The sequence below is a fragment of the Salmonella sp. NW1250 genome (assembly GCF_051812965.1).
GTDB lineage: Bacteria > Pseudomonadota > Gammaproteobacteria > Enterobacterales > Enterobacteriaceae > Salmonella > Salmonella enterica.
Genome location: NZ_JAMNDD010000015.1, coordinates 1 through 16,876, shown reverse-complemented (window position 1 = coordinate 16,876; position 16,876 = coordinate 1). Strand labels below are relative to the sequence as shown.

At 52.2% G+C, this 16,876-nt stretch carries 16 protein-coding genes; 10 read left to right on the top strand and 6 right to left on the bottom strand.

From position 1 onward, the window contains the following. Positions 1 to 56: 56 nt before the first annotated feature. On the top strand, positions 57 to 185 hold the full coding sequence (gene mntS, locus NBA72_RS20815; protein ID WP_001001755.1) for a manganase accumulation protein MntS: 129 nt from the start codon (positions 57 to 59) through the stop codon (positions 183 to 185). A 264-nt stretch (positions 186 to 449) separates the two neighbouring features. Continuing rightward, on the top strand, positions 450 to 2,030 hold the full coding sequence (locus NBA72_RS20810; protein WP_042949803.1) for a phosphoethanolamine transferase: 1,581 nt from the start codon (positions 450 to 452) through the stop codon (positions 2,028 to 2,030). A 62-nt stretch (positions 2,031 to 2,092) separates the two neighbouring features. Here the strand turns inward: NBA72_RS20810 and ompX are convergent, their stop codons facing one another. Beyond that, positions 2,093 to 2,608 carry an outer membrane protein OmpX gene (gene ompX / locus NBA72_RS20805; RefSeq protein ID WP_000716763.1) on the bottom strand — a complete coding sequence of 172 codons (516 nt, stop codon included), beginning with the start codon at positions 2,606 to 2,608 and terminating at the stop codon, positions 2,093 to 2,095. A gap of 353 nt (positions 2,609 to 2,961) precedes the next feature. Here ompX and rhtA point away from each other — a divergent pair, with 353 nt between their 5' ends. From rhtA to ybiO, 6 genes are all read left to right on the top strand, one after another. Then, positions 2,962 to 3,849 carry a threonine/homoserine exporter RhtA gene (gene rhtA, locus NBA72_RS20800; protein ID WP_001119554.1) on the top strand — a complete coding sequence of 296 codons (888 nt, stop codon included), beginning with the start codon at positions 2,962 to 2,964 and terminating at the stop codon, positions 3,847 to 3,849. 302 nt (positions 3,850 to 4,151) lie between these two features. Then, complete coding sequence (dps, locus tag NBA72_RS20795) at positions 4,152 to 4,655, top strand: DNA starvation/stationary phase protection protein Dps (RefSeq protein WP_000100805.1); 504 nt, start codon at positions 4,152 to 4,154, stop codon at positions 4,653 to 4,655. 476 nt (positions 4,656 to 5,131) lie between these two features. Beyond that, positions 5,132 to 5,878 carry a glutamine ABC transporter substrate-binding protein GlnH gene (gene glnH / locus NBA72_RS20790; RefSeq protein WP_000838671.1) on the top strand — a complete coding sequence of 249 codons (747 nt, stop codon included), beginning with the start codon at positions 5,132 to 5,134 and terminating at the stop codon, positions 5,876 to 5,878. Positions 5,879 to 6,023: 145 nt separating this feature from the next. Continuing rightward, entirely contained in the window at positions 6,024 to 6,683 is a 660-nt protein-coding gene (gene glnP, locus NBA72_RS20785) for a glutamine ABC transporter permease GlnP (protein ID WP_001159076.1), read from the top strand. Beyond that, a complete protein-coding gene (glnQ, locus tag NBA72_RS20780) occupies positions 6,680 to 7,402 on the top strand; it encodes a glutamine ABC transporter ATP-binding protein GlnQ (RefSeq protein ID WP_000569093.1) in 723 nt (240 codons plus the stop codon). Before glnP ends, glnQ begins: the two co-directional genes overlap by 4 nt. 118 nt (positions 7,403 to 7,520) lie before the next feature. Beyond that, a complete protein-coding gene (ybiO, locus tag NBA72_RS20775) occupies positions 7,521 to 9,740 on the top strand; it encodes a mechanosensitive channel protein (protein ID WP_023201443.1) in 2,220 nt (739 codons plus the stop codon). On the opposite strand, the gene rlmF is transcribed toward ybiO, so the two are convergent. Then, positions 9,737 to 10,663, bottom strand: coding sequence for a 23S rRNA (adenine(1618)-N(6))-methyltransferase RlmF (gene rlmF, locus NBA72_RS20770; RefSeq protein WP_001275964.1), 927 nt, complete (start codon positions 10,661 to 10,663; stop codon positions 9,737 to 9,739). The two genes, ybiO and rlmF, sit on opposite strands and share 4 nt — an antisense overlap. Positions 10,664 to 10,867: 204 nt before the next feature. Between rlmF and NBA72_RS20765 the strand changes: the two genes are divergently transcribed. Continuing rightward, on the top strand, positions 10,868 to 11,134 hold the full coding sequence (locus tag NBA72_RS20765; RefSeq protein WP_000146328.1) for a DksA/TraR family C4-type zinc finger protein: 267 nt from the start codon (positions 10,868 to 10,870) through the stop codon (positions 11,132 to 11,134). Positions 11,135 to 11,418: 284 nt separating this feature from the next. Further along, positions 11,419 to 11,679: a DUF1471 family protein YbiJ gene (ybiJ, locus tag NBA72_RS20760; RefSeq protein WP_000849089.1), complete on the top strand. Its 261-nt coding sequence runs from the start codon at positions 11,419 to 11,421 to the stop codon at positions 11,677 to 11,679. Between the two features lie 155 nt (positions 11,680 to 11,834). On the opposite strand, the gene ybiB is transcribed toward ybiJ, so the two are convergent. The 4 genes from ybiB to NBA72_RS20740 all read right to left on the bottom strand — a co-directional run. Further along, positions 11,835 to 12,809, bottom strand: a complete 975-nt coding sequence (gene ybiB, locus NBA72_RS20755; protein ID WP_023138452.1) for a DNA-binding protein YbiB — start codon at positions 12,807 to 12,809, stop codon at positions 11,835 to 11,837. Positions 12,810 to 12,838: 29 nt separating this feature from the next. After that, positions 12,839 to 14,983: an ATP-dependent DNA helicase DinG gene (gene dinG, locus NBA72_RS20750; RefSeq protein ID WP_024157307.1), complete on the bottom strand. Its 2,145-nt coding sequence runs from the start codon at positions 14,981 to 14,983 to the stop codon at positions 12,839 to 12,841. Between the two features lie 207 nt (positions 14,984 to 15,190). Beyond that, complete coding sequence (gene rhlE / locus NBA72_RS20745; protein WP_000007059.1) at positions 15,191 to 16,555, bottom strand: ATP-dependent RNA helicase RhlE; 1,365 nt, start codon at positions 16,553 to 16,555, stop codon at positions 15,191 to 15,193. Between the two features lie 181 nt (positions 16,556 to 16,736). Beyond that, positions 16,737 to 16,876, bottom strand: a 140-nt coding sequence (locus tag NBA72_RS20740; protein WP_164525752.1) for a hypothetical protein, incomplete at its 5' end; no start/stop codon positions are given.

The following is a 16,876-nucleotide window of genomic DNA, read 5'->3' as shown; positions in this document are numbered from 1 at the left end:
TATGTAATGCAGACATCCCTCACGGATCGATGGGATAGAAACATCAGGAGGTTTATATGAACGAATTTAAGAGGTGTATACGCGTGTTCAGTCACTCTCCCTTTAAAGTCCGGTTAATGCTGCTCTCTATGTTGTGCGATATGATCAACGGCAAACCGGAGCAGGATAACCCTTCCACGAAATAACGCGGCGGTGCGGTACGCCGCTTTATTTTGCATCCTCAACGGAAATGGCGCCCATTTCCCCTGTTTTTTTGTGGTTTTGCTATTCTCTTCGCAAAACATTTTCTTTCCGGCGGTTGACCTTCTTACCCGCACGCTCTATCTTCTGGCAGCCCTGAATATTTTGCGACTCGCTGTTGCGAACCCAATACCTTTTTTACGCATAATCAGGCAGGTAATGACCCTTCGCGCCAGGGTTAGCACATGGCGTTTTTGCAATAGTGGCATATGAATTCAACCCTTATCGATTCACTTCTGGCCCGTCGTCGGGCTGTAAGCCCGTGGGCGGGCCTCTACTTTTTACAGTCGCTGCTGATTAACCTCGCGCTCGGCTACCCCTTTAGCCTGCTTTATACCGCGGCGTTTACCTGCCTGTTGCTGCTGCTCTGGCGCTACCTGCCCTGCGGACAAAAAGCGCTGCTCGGCATCTGTTCGCTGGTAGCCGCTTGCTATTTTCCCTTTGGACAGGCTTACGGCGCGCCGAACTTTAATACGCTGCTGGCGCTGCACTCCACCAATATGGAAGAGTCGAGCGAAATCCTGACCATCTTCCCGTGGTATAGCTACCTGACCGGACTTTTTATTTTTGCGCTGGGTATTATTGCGCTTCGTCGCCGAAAAGAAGAGGTCAGGCCGCGCTGGAATAGCCTCGACAGCCTGTGCCTGCTGATTAGCGTCGCGGCATTTTTCGTCGCGCCGGTACAAAATCTGGCGTGGGGCGGCGTTTTTAAGGTTATTGATACCGGCTATCCGGTTTTTCGCTTCGCTAAAGACGTTATCGTCAATAACAACGAAGTCATTGAAGAGCAGCACCGTATGGCGCAGCTATCCGGCATAAAAGATAGCTGGACGGTTACTGCGGTGAAACCCAGATATCACATCTATGTCGTGGTGATTGGTGAAAGCGCGCGACGGGATGCCATGGGCGCTTTCGGCGGCCACTGGGATAATACCCCCTTCGCCAGCCATGTGAATGGCGACTTCTTTATGGATTACATCGCCGCCAGCGGCTCAACGCAAAAATCGCTCGGTTTAACGCTCAATCGCGTGGTGGATAACAAACCGCAGTATCAGGATAACTTCGTCACGCTGGCTAACCGCGCCGGTTTTCAGACATGGTGGTTTTCCAATCAGGGGCAAATCGGCGAATACGACACGGCCATCGCCAGTATCGCCAAACGCGCCGATGAAGCGCATTTCCTGAAAAACGGCGATTTTGAAGCGGATAAAAATACTCGCGACGACGCGCTGTTAACCATGACGGCGCAGGTATTGGCGACAGAACGCACGCAACCGCAGTTGATTGTGTTGCATTTAATGGGGTCGCATCCCCAGGCCTGCGACCGTACTCAGGGAAAATACGCGACGTTTGTCCAGTCGAAAGAGACGTCTTGTTATTTATACACCATGACGCAAACCGACGATTTGCTCCGTCAGCTCTATACTCAGCTTCGTCATAGCGGCGACAGTTTTTCGCTCGTCTATTTCTCCGATCACGGGCTGGCGTTTAAAGAGCGCGGCAAAGCGGTACAGTACCTGGCGCATGACGACAAATTCCAGCAAAACTTCCAGGTGCCGTTTATGGTGCTATCAAGCGACAGTAAAGCGCATCGGATCATTAAAGCTCGCCGTTCCGCGAACGATTTTCTGAGTTTTTTCTCGCAATGGACAGGAATTAGCGCTAAAGAGATCAAAAATCGCTATCGTTTTATTTCGGAGCAGAAAGCCGGGCCCGTTTATATCACCAATTTCAAATTACAGAAAGTGGACTATAACCATCTGGGCAGCGATATTTTTTCACTAAAATAATGCATGTTTCAGGCAAAAAAAATCCGCCCCGAAAGGCGGATTTTTCATTTTCACCGACGTGATTAGAAGCGGTAACCCACGCCAGCAATCCAGGTGCCAACGTCAACGCTACGAATACGGCTCTGCTCGTAAGAGAAGTCCAGAGCAACATTTTCCATCGGGTTGAATTGCAGACCAGCGCCATAGGAGAAGCCATAATCGCTGGTGTCATGTTTGTAGGTTGGGTAATCGGTCGTCTGGAATTTACCGTAACCCACACCGACTACACCGTAGATGCTCGCCCAATCGTTCAGACGGTAAGCCGGGCCGGCAGTGATGCCGTAGTACTGACCTTTGTTGTAATCGCCCGCACCGTTAGTACGATCTTTTTCGGTGTAGGTGAAGGAACCGATTACGCCCAGCGGGTTGTCGTCCTGCTCGTAACGATACTTCAGGTTGAAACCGCTCATTTTATTCGCTACGCCCTGCGCGTCGCTCTGAGCGTAACCACCGGTAACGGTAGAAGTAGCAGCTACTGCAGTACCTGCGGAAAAAGCCAGAACAGCGGCCAGTGCTGAAAGACATGCAATTTTTTTCATAACCACCTCAAATGTGCTTCAAGTAAGTCCTAAGTTTTAAATATATCAAAAATTAATGGGAAACTCTTTGCGATTCACGGTGTCTAAGGGCGCCTTTCATGTAACAGAACGTTTCCATATCGCGCTATCTTATTCAATTAACATCACTTTTCCGGCTGATTGCACCAATAATGCGCGTGCGACGCGATACATTCATCCAGATTATTCCTAAACTAACAGTCTATTTATCCATCAATTTAAGTTCATTTTATGGAATCCTGGAAATTTTTTTTCAACGAATCCTCAACCGCCACGGGGAATTTCCATTACACTGCCACCTTTACTCGTACTGACATTTTTTGACAGGAGAAAGGATGCCGGGGTCAACACGTAAACTACCAGTCTGGTTGCCCATTTTGGTTTTGCTCATTGCCATGTCCTCTATTCAGAGTGGCGCTTCACTGGCGAAATCGTTATTTCCTCTTGTCGGCGCGCCGGGCGTAACGGCGCTTCGTCTGGCGTTGGGAACGCTTATCCTTATCGCCTTTTTCAAACCCTGGCGTTTGCGTTTTGCCAAAGAGCAGCGGCTGCCTTTACTGTTTTATGGTCTGTCGCTGGGCGGGATGAACTATCTATTCTATCTGTCGATTCAGACGGTGCCGTTGGGTATTGCGGTCGCGCTGGAATTTACCGGTCCTCTGGCGGTCGCGCTGTTTTCATCCCGGCGGCCGGTAGATTTTATTTGGGTCGTACTGGCTGTGCTTGGGCTCTGGTTCCTGCTGCCATTAGGGCAAGATATGTCTCACGTCGATCTTACCGGGGCCGCGTTAGCGCTCGGCGCTGGCGCCTGTTGGGCTGTCTATATTCTTACCGGCCAGCGAGCAGGCGCGGAACATGGTCCGGCCACGGTGGCGGTAGGCTCGCTGATTGCCGCCATCATTTTCGTGCCGATTGGCGCAGTTCAGGCTGGCGACGCGCTATGGCACTGGTCGATTCTTCCCTTAGGGTTAGCGGTCGCTGTGCTTTCTACGGCGCTGCCTTATTCACTGGAAATGATTGCGCTGACGCGCCTGCCAACCCGCACCTTCGGTACGCTGATGAGCATGGAACCCGCGCTGGCCGCCGTTTCCGGGATGATTTTTCTGGGCGAAACGCTTACGGGCATACAAATCCTGGCCCTGTGCGCCATCATTGCCGCCTCAATGGGCTCTACCCTAACGATTCGCCGCGAACCGCAAATTAAACAAGTTGACGTAAAATAGTTTCTTATTCTGCATGATGTGCATAATCATGCAGAATATCACCTCGTTATTCACCTTTTATTATCGCGCTATTACTTCGTCATTTTTTGTCATATTTTTTCTCATTTTTTACATTAAAATGAGAATTATTACCCACCAAACAGCAAACTCGTCTAACCAATTGATTTTTAATCAAAATAAATATTAAATCTTGTCTGTACTATTAAAGTGATAGGTAAATTCAAAAAAGCAAAGTTAAAAACCGGTGCTATACTTATTTTCGTTAATTACCTGGGACACAAACATCAAGAGGATATGAGATTATGAGTACCGCTAAACTGGTAAAAACAAAAGCGTCTAATCTGCTTTATACCCGTAACGATGTATCAGAGAGCGATAAAAAAGCGACGGTTGAGTTGCTTAATCGTCAGGTGATCCAGTTCATTGACCTGTCGCTGATCACGAAACAGGCCCACTGGAACATGCGCGGTGCTAACTTTATTGCCGTTCATGAGATGCTGGATGGCTTCCGTACCGCACTGACCGATCATCTGGATACTATGGCCGAGCGCGCCGTACAGCTTGGCGGTGTGGCGTTAGGCACCACGCAAGTTATCAACAGCAAAACTCCACTGAAAAGCTATCCGCTCGATATCCATAACGTGCAGGATCACTTAAAAGAACTGGCCGATCGCTACGCTGTTGTCGCTAATGATGTTCGCAAAGCTATCGGTGAAGCCAAAGATGAAGACACTGCCGATATCTTTACCGCCGCATCACGCGACCTCGATAAATTCCTGTGGTTTATCGAATCCAACATCGAATAAATCTATCTCTACCCTGAATACTTCGAGTTGCAGGAAGGTACAAACGCAGCGAATCCGCAGAAGCCTGACTTCCGTCGGTAACTGAAGCGAACGCACCTGCAACTTGATGTACACAGGTATATAAGTCATCCCTATACCCCTGCCTGGCACAGGGGTTTTGCACTTAAATAGTGCACACGTCTTGTACTCCCCTCCGATAAAAGTGAATTATTTGTAATAATTACATCACACAATCGTTAATTAAAGATTGTTTTAACAACAATTTTTACGCTAAATAGACCCTGTATCTCTACTTTGTTATTCATGCACTAAATCAGTGCCCCAAAACGGTGCGGCATACTGGTTTTGCCCGACTTATTGTGCACAGGAATGGTTCACGCTTCTGTTAAAACAATGAGTTACATAATTGGCATGATTTTTTCATTACGCTACATGTTCTCGCAGGGGATCGCCCCGTGGATAGAAAAGGAAATGCTATGAAGTCTCTATTAAAAGTTTCACTGGCTGCACTTACCCTGGCTTTTGCGGTGTCTTCGCACGCTGCGGATAAGAAACTCGTGGTGGCAACCGATACGGCGTTCGTTCCGTTTGAATTTAAACAGGGCGACAAATACGTCGGTTTTGATGTTGATCTGTGGGACGCTATCGCGAAAGAACTGAAGCTGGACTACACCCTGAAACCGATGGATTTCAGCGGCATTATTCCGGCATTACAAACCAAAAATATCGATCTGGCGCTGGCGGGTATTACGATTACGGACGAGCGTAAAAAAGCGATCGACTTTTCCGATGGCTATTACAAAAGCGGTCTGCTCGTGATGGTGAAAGCCAACAATAACGATATTAAAAGCGTTAAAGACCTTGATGGCAAAGTCGTTGCCGTGAAGAGCGGAACCGGGTCGGTGGATTACGCGAAAGCGAATATCAAAACCAAAGACCTGCGTCAGTTTCCGAACATTGATAACGCGTACATGGAATTAGGCACCAACCGCGCAGACGCCGTTCTGCACGATACGCCGAACATCCTGTACTTTATCAAAACCGCAGGCAACGGCCAGTTCAAGGCGGTAGGCGAATCGCTGGAAGCACAGCAATACGGAGTTGCCTTCCCGAAAGGCAGCGATGAACTGCGCGAGAAAGTCAACGGCGCGCTGAAAACGCTGCGTGAGAATGGCACCTATAACGAAATCTACAAAAAATGGTTCGGTACAGAACCTAAATAAAACGACCTGATGTTGGCTTGTGGCCCGGTAGTGATGACGCTCACCGGGCCTACAGCTCTTTTCCGTGACGGATAAGACACTTTCACGCCATTTCCGCGCCGGATAGAGCATTTGACTATTTACACCACGGTAACAGGAACGACATATGCAGTTTGACTGGAGCGCCATCTGGCCCGCCATTCCGCTTTTGCTTGAGGGCGCTAAAATGACCCTGTGGATCTCGGTCCTCGGTCTGGCTGGCGGCCTGGTTATTGGACTGGCGGCAGGTTTTGCCCGTACGTTTGGCGGCTGGTTCGCTAACCACATCGCCCTGGTTTTCATTGAAATTATTCGCGGCACGCCCATCGTTGTCCAGGTCATGTTTATCTACTTTGCCCTGCCGATGGCATTTAATGATTTGCGTATTGATCCGTTCAGCGCAGCGGTCGTGACAATTATGATTAACTCCGGCGCTTATATCGCGGAAATTACTCGCGGCGCAGTACTATCCATTCACAAAGGTTTTCGCGAAGCGGGTCTGGCGCTGGGCCTTTCTCGCCGGGAAACCATCCGCCATGTTATTTTACCGCTTGCTCTGCGCCGTATGCTGCCGCCGCTGGGCAACCAGTGGATCATTAGCATCAAAGACACCTCGTTGTTTATTGTTATCGGCGTAGCCGAGCTGACCCGTCAGGGCCAGGAAATTATTGCCGGTAACTTTCGCGCCCTGGAAATCTGGAGCGCCGTGGCCGTCTTCTATTTGATCATTACGCTGGTGCTGAGCTTTATTTTGCGTCGTCTTGAAAGAAGGATGAAAATCCTGTGATTGAATTTAAAAACGTCTCCAAGCACTTTGGCCCCACCCAGGTGCTGCATAACATTGATTTAAACATCCGTCAGGGCGAAGTGGTTGTGATTATCGGCCCTTCCGGTTCGGGTAAATCCACGTTATTACGCTGTATCAATAAACTGGAAGAGATCACCTCCGGCGATCTGATTGTCGATGGTCTGAAAGTCAACGATCCTAAAGTAGACGAACGGCTGATTCGCCAGGAAGCCGGCATGGTGTTTCAACAGTTTTATCTGTTCCCGCATCTGACCGCGCTCGAAAACGTGATGTTCGGTCCTCTGCGCGTGCGCGGCGTAAAGAAAGAAGAAGCGGAAAAACAGGCGAAAGCTCTGTTAGCGAAAGTTGGACTGGCGGAACGTGCGCACCACTACCCCTCCGAGCTTTCCGGCGGTCAACAACAGCGCGTCGCTATTGCCCGAGCGCTGGCAGTGAAGCCGAAAATGATGCTCTTTGACGAGCCAACCTCCGCTCTGGACCCTGAACTGCGCCATGAAGTGCTGAAAGTCATGCAGGATCTGGCGGAAGAAGGCATGACCATGGTCATTGTCACTCACGAAATCGGCTTTGCCGAAAAAGTCGCCTCACGGCTGATTTTCATCGATAAAGGCCGTATTGCCGAAGATGGCAGTCCGCAGGCGTTGATCGAAAACCCGCCAAGCCCACGTTTACAGGAATTTTTACAGCACGTCTCCTGAGATATCGCCCTTCCTGCCCTGCGGCAGGGAGGGCATCATAGAATAGTCCCATTTCATTTTCCCTCCCCTGCGCCATCTATACTTAGTGTTTTGCGTCTCTTTTCTCACTGGAGGAGTCATGCGGTGGACCCTGTTCATCCTTTTTTGTCTACTGGGCACGCCTGCCCATGCGGTCGCCATACCCGGCGTGACCACGGGGACATCAACCAGCCAGCAAGCAGCGCCAGAGCCCAGTCCTGAACAAAAAAAAGCGGCCTATGCGGCCCTGGCTGACGTACTGGAGAACGAGGCTTCACGTAACGAATTGATAGCGCAACTCCGCGAAGCATCAACCACGCCGACCGAGCCGGCACCAGCGCTTGCGCCGCCTGCGGCCAAAGATGAGAAAACGGTACTGGAGAACGTCACCACCGTTACCCGTCAGTACGGCGATGCTTTCGCTACCCGTTTCGCCCAGCTTTATCGCAACATCACCGATGCGCCGCACAAGCCATTTAACTCGCAAACCTTCACCAACGCGTTAACCCACTTTTTATTTCTGGCCGCCGCGGTATTTGGTTTTTATAGCGTGATACGGCTTTGCGCCCTGCCGTTATATCGAAAAATGGGCCTGTGGGCGCGCAAGAAAAACCGTGAACGCAGCAACTGGTTACAGCTCCCGGCGATGATCGTCGGCGCGTTTATTATCGACCTGCTGCTACTGGCGCTCACCTTATTTATCGGTCAGATGCTCAGTGATAATTTCCATGCGGGAAGTCGAACTATCGCTTTTCAGCAAAGCCTGTTCCTGAATGCCTTCGCGCTGATAGAGTTCTTTAAAGCGATTCTGCGGCTTATTTTTTGCCCTAATGTACCGGAATTACGCCCATTCGCGATTCAGGATGCGACAGCGCGTTACTGGAATCGCCGTATGAGTTCCCTTAGCAGTTTGATTGGCTACGGGCTGATTGTTGCCGTTCCGATTATTTCCAACCAGGTGAATGTTCAGGTTGGCGCGATGGCTAATGTGGCGATCATGCTCTGCATCACCATCTGGGCGCTGTACCTGATCTTTAAAAACAAAGCGGAGATTACGCAACATTTATTAAGTCTGGCGGAACGATCATTAGCCTTTTTTAGCCTGTTTATCCGCGCCTTTGCGCTGGTGTGGCACTGGCTGGCCAGCGCTTACTTTATCGTGCTGTTTTTCTTCTCGTTATTCGACCCAGGCAATAGCCTGAAGTTTATGATGGGCGCGACCGTGCGCAGTCTGGCGATTATTGGTATCGCCGCGTTTATCTCCGGTATGTTTACCCGCTGGATAGCGAAAACCATCACCCTGTCGCCCCATACGCAGCGCAATTACCCGGAATTACAAAAGCGGCTTAACGGCTGGCTCTCCTCGGCGCTAAAAGTCGCACGCTTTTTGACCGTCTGCGTCGCCGTTATGCTGTTGCTCAACGCCTGGGGATTATTCGATTTCTGGCACTGGCTACATTATGGCGCGGGGGAAAAGATGGTCGATATCCTCATCCGTATCGCGTTAATCTTATTCTTCTCCGCCGTGGGATGGACGATTCTCGCCAGTCTGATTGAGAATCGCCTGGCCTCCGATATTCATGGTCGCCCGCTACCCAGCGCCCGCACGCGCACGCTGCTGACGCTGTTCCGCAATGCGCTGGCAGTGATTATCAGTACCATAACCATCATGATCGTGTTATCGGAAATCGGCGTCAATATCGCGCCATTGCTGGCTGGCGCGGGGGCGTTAGGTCTGGCTATCTCTTTCGGTTCGCAAACCCTGGTGAAAGATATTATTACCGGCGTCTTTATTCAGTTTGAAAACGGGATGAATACCGGCGACTTAGTCACCATAGGCCCGCTGACGGGGACGGTCGAAAGAATGTCGATTCGTTCCGTCGGCGTGCGGCAGGATACCGGGGCATACCATATTATCCCGTGGTCCTCGATCACCACTTTCGCCAACTTTGTGCGCGGTATCGGCTCAGTTGTCGCCAACTATGACGTGGATCGCCATGAGGATGCGGATAAAGCGAATCAGGCGCTGAAAGACGCGGTAACGGCGCTGATGGAGACGGAGGATATTCGCGGGCTGATTATCGGCGAACCCACGTTCGCCGGTATTGTCGGTTTAACGAACACAGCGTTTACTTTACGCGTATCGTTCACCACCCTACCGCTCAAGCAGTGGACGGTGCGTTTTGCCCTTGATAGCCAGGTGAAAAAGCATTTTGATCTGGCCAATGTGCGCGCGCCGGTGCAAACGTATCAGGTTCTACCCGCCCCCGCTGGCGGCCCGTCGCCTGATTCACTGCCGCCGCGCGAACCGACGATTTAGCGTTTACGGGTGATAAAACGGCGACGCTGGTCGTCATCCATAAAGGTCCAGGCAATAAAGCGGCTTTGCTTTTGCCCCTGGGCCATCTCTTTTTTCACCACTTTCACCGCGCCAGCCTCCGTCAACGCCCGGTAAAGCGGCGGTAAATTCTCGCCGCGCGACACCAACGTCGTAAACCACAACACCTGACGGCGGAAGGTTTGGCTTTCAGCAATCATTTTTTTAATAAAGGCGACTTCGCCGCCTTCGCACCATAGCTCCTGCTGTTGACCGCCAAAGTTCAGCGCATCATCTTTATTCTGCCCCAAATTGCGGCGCTTACGCTCGCTGCCCGCGCGGGCTGCGGCGGCGGAGTCGTGAAAAGGCGGGTTACAAAGCGTTGCGTCATAAAATTCATTTTTATGAATAATACCGGTAAAAATGGCCGCCGGATCTTTTTGCCGACGCAGACGAATGGCGCGGCTTAACCCCGTATTAGCCTGAATGATAGCCTGCGCGCTGGACATCGCTGCGTCGCTGACTTCACTACCGGTAAATCGCCAGCCATATTCATGGACGCCGATAAGCGGATAAATACAATTGGCGCCCACGCCCACGTCCAGAATAGTTGCCTGCGCCGGAATACTCCCTGTCGTTTCGCCAAGCAGATCCGCCAGATGATGGATATAATCCGCACGACCAGGCACCGGCGGACATAAAAACCCTGGCGGAATGTCCCAGTGTGTGACGGCATAAAAATGCGCCAGCAATGCCTTATTGAGCGCTTTTACCGCTTGCGGATTAGCAAAATCAACGCTCTGTTCACCGGCGGGCGTGCGGATAAGAAAGGACGTCAATTCCGGCGTGGTCTGACACAGTGCGGCGAGATCATAACGGTGTTGATGGCGGTTGCGCGGGTGTAACCCCGGTTTCTGGGCGGACATGGCATTCTCCTTTTAGCAGCGGCGTAAGATACCCGTATAACGCCACGGGGTAAATATACCACCGCGAATTCCCTGCCTCGCTCGTTTGATCGGATATCTGAATGACATTGGCTCTGCTCATGGTCTGAAAAGATCGCGCGATGCGATTTTTTCGCCTGACGGCGCTACACTTAACCTCAGGTACCCTAAAATCAGGAGAGCGTGATGGCATCCGGCTGGGCAAATGACGACGCAGTGAATGAACAAATCAACAATACCATTGAAGATGCCGTTGCCCGCGCTCGCGGCGAACTTCCTCACGGCGAAAGTCGCGATGAATGCGAATCTTGCGGCGCCCCTATCCCTGAAGCGCGGCGTAAAGCCGTACCGGGCGTTCGGTTATGCATAGCCTGCCAACAGGAGAAAGATTTACATAACGCAACATTTTCAGGATATAATCGTAGAGGTTCAAAAGACAGCCAGTTACGCTGACTTTTCTTTACCGAAACCGCCAGTATTATCCATTCCTTTACGCTCATGCTTTTTAGCGTTCTGCGTCGCAGAATGTGCCGTTAACCTCGACTCTGTAAAGCCAGATGACAAGAAAGGTAAATTCAACCGTTGAATTAATTAATAATCAATAGGTTATTTGTCATTCAAAAATTTTGAGCAAGGCCGTCAATTCTATTCGATTTTATCTTTCGCAAAAAACCGTGATACTCATCACATCGACGGAACATCGTCCCATAAACAGAATAACCTGCGAGAGATTAATCATGAAAACCATTAAATATGCTGTTGCAGCCATCGCGCTTTCCACCCTTTCTTTTGGCGCTTTTGCCGCAGAACCGGTTAGCGCGTCTCAGACGCAAAACCTGCATAAAATCGGCGTAGTGTCTGCCGATGGCGCCACCACGCTGGATGGCCTGGAAGCTAAATTGGCTGAAAAAGCCGCCGCTGCTGGCGCAAGCGCTTATAACATCACCTCCGCCGTAGGTAATGACAAAATGAGCGGCACTGCGGTGATTTATAAATAATTTACCTGCCCGCCAGATTTCAGGCTGTAACATCGCTGTTGTTTGAATTCTGACGGGTATTACCCTCGTCTGTTTGCCAACAGACCCACTGCTCCAACCCTCATTAACCCTGTTTGTTACCCTTATTTGCCCGTCCGCCACTGGACGGGCTTTTTTTATTCGCTAAAAGCCTGTTCGACGCGCGCAAGCCCGTCTTCTAACGTCGCCGCCTCTCCCGTCGCAACCAGACAACAGGCCATTTGCGTTTTTAATGATTGCGGCACCGACTCGTGGCCGGCAAGGCAGCGCTCAATCCAGCGCGCGGTGATTTCAGGATCTTTAGTCGCAGGCAGTGAAAGCGGCTCGTCGTACGTGTCGCTCTGGCGCTCATGCAGTACCTGCACGCCACGGCTATCAATCAGGCTGATTTGCGGACAGCGTTGCGGGTTGGCATAGACTTCGCCTTCGGTACCATGCATCAGCAAAGCCCGCCCGCCAATGCGGCTAAAAAAGGTCGCCACACGCGGGACATATTCAGGGTGAGAAACGCTTGATAAACGCAGCGCGGCATCCTCAGCAAATGGCGTCGCCAGCTTGGCCAGTGAATGCGCGCTGTTGCGCACGCCCATCCGCCAGCGCATCGCCAGTTGTTTTTCCAGCGGCGGGCAGAGCGCGCTCACCGGGATAAACACCGGCTGGCGCCCGTCCAGTTTGGCCTGTGCTTGTCCGCCGTGTAGGGTGGGCACAATCCCCATCAGCTCAAATATTGTTTCCGTCAGTACGCGGGTCGGATCTTCACTGACGCCGTGTACTACAACTGGAAAGCCCAATTTATGCAGCAGGATAGCCAGCAACGGCGTTAAATTCGCCTGTTTACGCGCGCCGTTATAGCTGGGAATAACGACCGGCAACGGCCTATCTGCGGGCGGTGTCAGTTTGATGGTATGATTCTGCATGGCTTCATAAAAGCCCAGCATTTCGGCTTCGCCTTCGCCTTTAATACGCAGCGCCATCAATATACTGCCCATCTCCAGGTCGGGGACGTCGCCATTCAGCATTCGGGTATACAAACCGCGCGCGGTATCCAGATCCAGATCGCGGGCGTGATTTTTACCTCGCCCGATCTCTTTGATGATCTTGCGATAATCCATTGAAAGCTCCTTGAAGTGTGCTCACAGCATTAACGCCGTCGGCGGCGTGCAGGTTTTGCTTTTGGTTTTACTATAACGTCTGGCACGGCAGGCTGCTCTATCGGAAAAACAGGTAAGGCATTCAGTAAACGCTGTCCGTAGTTTTTGGTCAACAAACGCTTATCATAAATGACCACTTCTCCCCGACAGGCGTGGCTACGGATCAATCGCCCTACCTGCTGAATTAAATTAAAAGACGCGCTTGGTAAACTTTGTACCTCAAACGGATAACGATTCAGACTTTTTAGCCATTCGCCTTCGGTGATCACGACCGGGCTGTCGATCGGCGGGAAGGCAATTTTATGGATATGGACCTGCGTAAGCAGCTCGCCTTTAAGATCCAGCCCTTCGGCAAAAGACTGAAGCCCAACCAGCACGCTGCGTTCGCCGCTCTCCACCCGTTTACGGTGCAGCTCTACCAGCCGGTAACGCGGCTGGTCACCCTGGACCAGGAGGAGTAAGCGCACATCAGCGACATGCTCCAGAAAACGCTGCATCGCCCGCCCGCTGGCGAACAGTACCAGCATACCATGATGTTTTTTGCTCTCCAGTTGCTCACGAAAATAGGCCGCCATTTCGGCAATATGCTGCTCTTCGTTATCAATGGTGGGTTCGTAGCGCATCTGAGGAATCATCAGTTTCCCCTGTTCCACATGATTAAACGGCGAATCCAGCGCCACAAAGCGGTCGCCGGCTTTTTCTTTTAAGCCGCTCATTTCCTGCAGGCGCGAAAAGCTATTGAGCGAGCGCAGTGTCGCCGAGGTGACAATAATGTGCGGTACGCTGCGCCATAACAATCTTTCCAACTGCTCGCTGACGCGGATACCGACACAATGGAACCAGACGTGGAGTTGCCCTTCGCGTATTTCACGCGTCGCCCATTTGGACACCGGCGCGCCTGAAGACTGCGCCATCGAAGCCAGCCGCCATAATTTACTTTGCGCCTCGAACATTCCCAGCGCCCGGTTCATCTGTAAAATCACCCGATGCAAACGCACAATATCGTGCGACCCGGTTTTTTCGCTGAGATCGTTGAGAAAGGATTCCGCCAGCCCACGCAACGTCTCGGTCAGCTTCGCCAGTCGCTGGCAGATTTCCATGACCTCATCAGGCAACTCGCCCATTGCAAAACGGTGCTCCGCCTCCTGCGCTGCGGGCATATACAGATTAAGAATGGCATTGAGCGAGGCGATCAGTTCGTACACCTCCTCGCAATGGGCGTTAAGTCGCTCAGGATTCGCTAACGGCGGCGTGGTTTTAGGGCGAAATTGCTCCATGCAGGTCGCCACCAGTTTGCTGAACAGATCCAGCTGCAAGCGATACCAGGAGGCGGTAATTTCCGCGCTCATCTCCAGCGCATCGCGAGCGACATCGGGCAGATGATGACCTTCATCCAGTACTAACAGCAGATGCTTTGGTTCCGGCAGTACGGCTTCACTTTCCATCGCCGCCATTACCAGCGCGTGATTCGCCACCACGACTTCCGCTTCCTGTATTTCACGTCGGGCGACAAAGAATGGACATTCGCGGTAATAGTGACAGTTGCGGTTCAGACAACTGGCTTTATCGGTACTTAATCGCCGCCACAGATCGTCGTCAATAGCAATGTCGGTATGATCCCGCAGACCATCCCATTTGTAACCGTCAAGATCCCCTTTCAGCCTGGCGCAGCGCTTTTGCTCTTCCTGGTTGTTAGGCGTCAGTTCGTCATCAAGAAAGGCGAGCAGATCCTGCTGCGTAGGCTCGCTACTGGCGAGCGCCGCCAGGTTTCGCGGACACACGTAACGCCCGCGGCCAAAGGCGGCGGTAAAGCGCAGATCGGGGATGATTTTTCGTAGCAGCGGCAAATCTTTGCTAAAGATCTGATCCTGTAACGCCACGTTAGCGGTACTGACCACCAGTGTTTTTTGCTCTTCCCGGGCAATGGCAATACCGGGAATAAGATAGGAGAGGGTTTTCCCGACGCCGGTCGGCGCTTCAATAGCCAGATGTCTCCCTTCTTCCCCGGCCAGCGTTCTGGCGACGTCAGCAATCATCTGCCGCTGCGGCGCACGGGGAATAAAGTCGGGAATCTGGTCCTGAAGCGCCTTATACCAGGCGGCGATTTGCGCTTTCAGCGCAGCGGTCAATGCCATGAGAAAACCTGAAGTACTGTATAAACAGCCACTATTGTGTCACATTTCAGGGGCGGGAAGTACCTTTTTTACCGGTTCTGGAAGGCGGCTCGCAACGCGATGTGTATTTTGCCGGATGGCGGTGCAAGCACCTTATCCGGCCTACGTATTTGCATAGTCCGTAGGCCCGGTAAGCGTCGCGCTACCGGGCATGTTGCCGGATAAAATTTACTGGGCAGGCGTGATTCTGCGCGGGCGACGCGGCGGACGTGCTTTGTCGCCAGCGGGTTTCCCCTCGCCTGTGCGCGGTTTTGGTTTCGCCTTCGCCGCCCCGCTATCCTGACGTCGCGGCTGCTGACTGCGCCCCGCTCCTCCCTGATTTTGTCCACGTCCACGACCGCCGCCGCCGCCGCGCTGCTGACGACCATTCTGAATCGGCTCCGCTTTAATCGACGGGTCCGGCTCATAGCCCGGCGTCGTAATGCGTGGGATCTCTTTTTTCAGCAACTTTTCGATATCACGCAACAATTTATGCTCGTCAACACAGACCAGCGACAGCGCCTCGCCAGTTGCCGCCGCGCGACCGGTACGGCCAATACGGTGTACATAATCTTCCGGCACGTTCGGCAGCTCATAGTTGACCACGTGCGGCAGCTCTTCAATATCCAGACCACGCGCTGCAATATCCGTCGCTACCAGCACGCGAATATCGCCGGATTTAAAATCGGCCAGCGCGCGGGTACGTGCGCCCTGCGATTTATTACCGTGGATCGCCGCGCTGCGAATACCGTCTTTATTAAGCTGTTCCGCCAGATGGTTCGCGCCATGCTTGGTGCGGGTGAAGACCAACACCTGCTGCCAGTTGCCCTGGCCAATCATTTGTGACAGCAGTTCGCGCTTACGTTTTTTATCGACAAAGTGCACGTGCTGCGTTACCTGCTCTGAGGCCGTGTTGCGGCGCGCCACTTCGATTTCCAGCGGGTTGCGCAACAGCTTTTCGGCGAGCGCTTTGATGTCGTCGGAGAACGTGGCGGAGAACAGCAGATTCTGACGCTTCGCCGGCAGTTTCGCCAGCACGCGACGAATGTCGTGAATGAAGCCCATATCCAGCATACGGTCGGCTTCATCCAGTACCAGAATCTCAATCTGATCCAGCTTCACGGCATTTTGATGTTCCAGGTCGAGCAGACGTCCCGGCGTCGCCACCAGCACATCCACGCCGCCGCGCAGTTTCATCATCTGCGGATTGATGCTTACGCCGCCAAATACCACCAGCGAGCGAATGTTGAGATATTTACTGTAATCTCTGACGTTTTCGCCAATTTGCGCCGCCAGCTCGCGGGTTGGCGTGAGGATCAACGCACGCACCGGGCGACGACCTTTAGCATGCGGCTGATGGGTAATCAGATGCTGCAACAATGGCAGGGTAAAACCCGCCGTTTTACCGGTTCCGGTCTGGGCGCTGGCCATCAGATCGCGGCCTTCCAGCACGGCGGGAATCGCCTGTTGCTGAATAGGGGTAGGTTCACGGTAACCCTGCTCGGCAATGGCGCGCAGGATATCAGGGTTTAATCCCAGGGAATCAAAAGACATAACTACTCCGGACCGCCCCGACCGTTGCCGGTGTAGTTTTCAGGGAGATGCTCAAATTTGGAATGACAAAAACCACAATGTCATGAAGGGGCGGAGTGTAGCAGTTTTTGTGATGCGGCGCATAAATTATCCTTACGGTGAGCCGCGGGGAAAATGACGCCCCGCGGCGGGGATCCATGCGTTATTGTTCAGCAAACGCCTCGCCGTAGAAACTTGCCAGCAGCAGTTGGCGCAGTTCCGATACCAGCGGATAACGCGGGTTAGCGCCGGTGCACTGGTCATCGAAGGCATCTTCAGACAGTTTGTCAACGTGTGCCAGGA

Bases quoted from the DNA above. Each gene is read 5' to 3' on its own strand.
- mntS (WP_001001755.1), top strand. From the start codon at position 57: ATGAACGAATTTAAGAGGTGTATACGCGTGTTCAGTCACTCTCCCTTT.
- NBA72_RS20810 (WP_042949803.1), top strand. From the start codon at position 450: ATGAATTCAACCCTTATCGATTCACTTCTGGCCCGTCGTCGGGCTGTA.
- ompX (WP_000716763.1), bottom strand. From the start codon at position 2,608: ATGAAAAAAATTGCATGTCTTTCAGCACTGGCCGCTGTTCTGGCTTTT.
- rhtA (WP_001119554.1), top strand. From the start codon at position 2,962: ATGCCGGGGTCAACACGTAAACTACCAGTCTGGTTGCCCATTTTGGTT.
- dps (WP_000100805.1), top strand. From the start codon at position 4,152: ATGAGTACCGCTAAACTGGTAAAAACAAAAGCGTCTAATCTGCTTTAT.
- glnH (WP_000838671.1), top strand. From the start codon at position 5,132: ATGAAGTCTCTATTAAAAGTTTCACTGGCTGCACTTACCCTGGCTTTT.
- glnP (WP_001159076.1), top strand. From the start codon at position 6,024: ATGCAGTTTGACTGGAGCGCCATCTGGCCCGCCATTCCGCTTTTGCTT.
- ybiO (WP_023201443.1), top strand. From the start codon at position 7,521: ATGCGGTGGACCCTGTTCATCCTTTTTTGTCTACTGGGCACGCCTGCC.
- rlmF (WP_001275964.1), bottom strand. From the start codon at position 10,663: ATGTCCGCCCAGAAACCGGGGTTACACCCGCGCAACCGCCATCAACAC.
- NBA72_RS20765 (WP_000146328.1), top strand. From the start codon at position 10,868: ATGGCATCCGGCTGGGCAAATGACGACGCAGTGAATGAACAAATCAAC.
- ybiJ (WP_000849089.1), top strand. From the start codon at position 11,419: ATGAAAACCATTAAATATGCTGTTGCAGCCATCGCGCTTTCCACCCTT.
- ybiB (WP_023138452.1), bottom strand. From the start codon at position 12,809: ATGGATTATCGCAAGATCATCAAAGAGATCGGGCGAGGTAAAAATCAC.
- dinG (WP_024157307.1), bottom strand. From the start codon at position 14,983: ATGGCATTGACCGCTGCGCTGAAAGCGCAAATCGCCGCCTGGTATAAG.
- rhlE (WP_000007059.1), bottom strand. From the start codon at position 16,555: ATGTCTTTTGATTCCCTGGGATTAAACCCTGATATCCTGCGCGCCATT.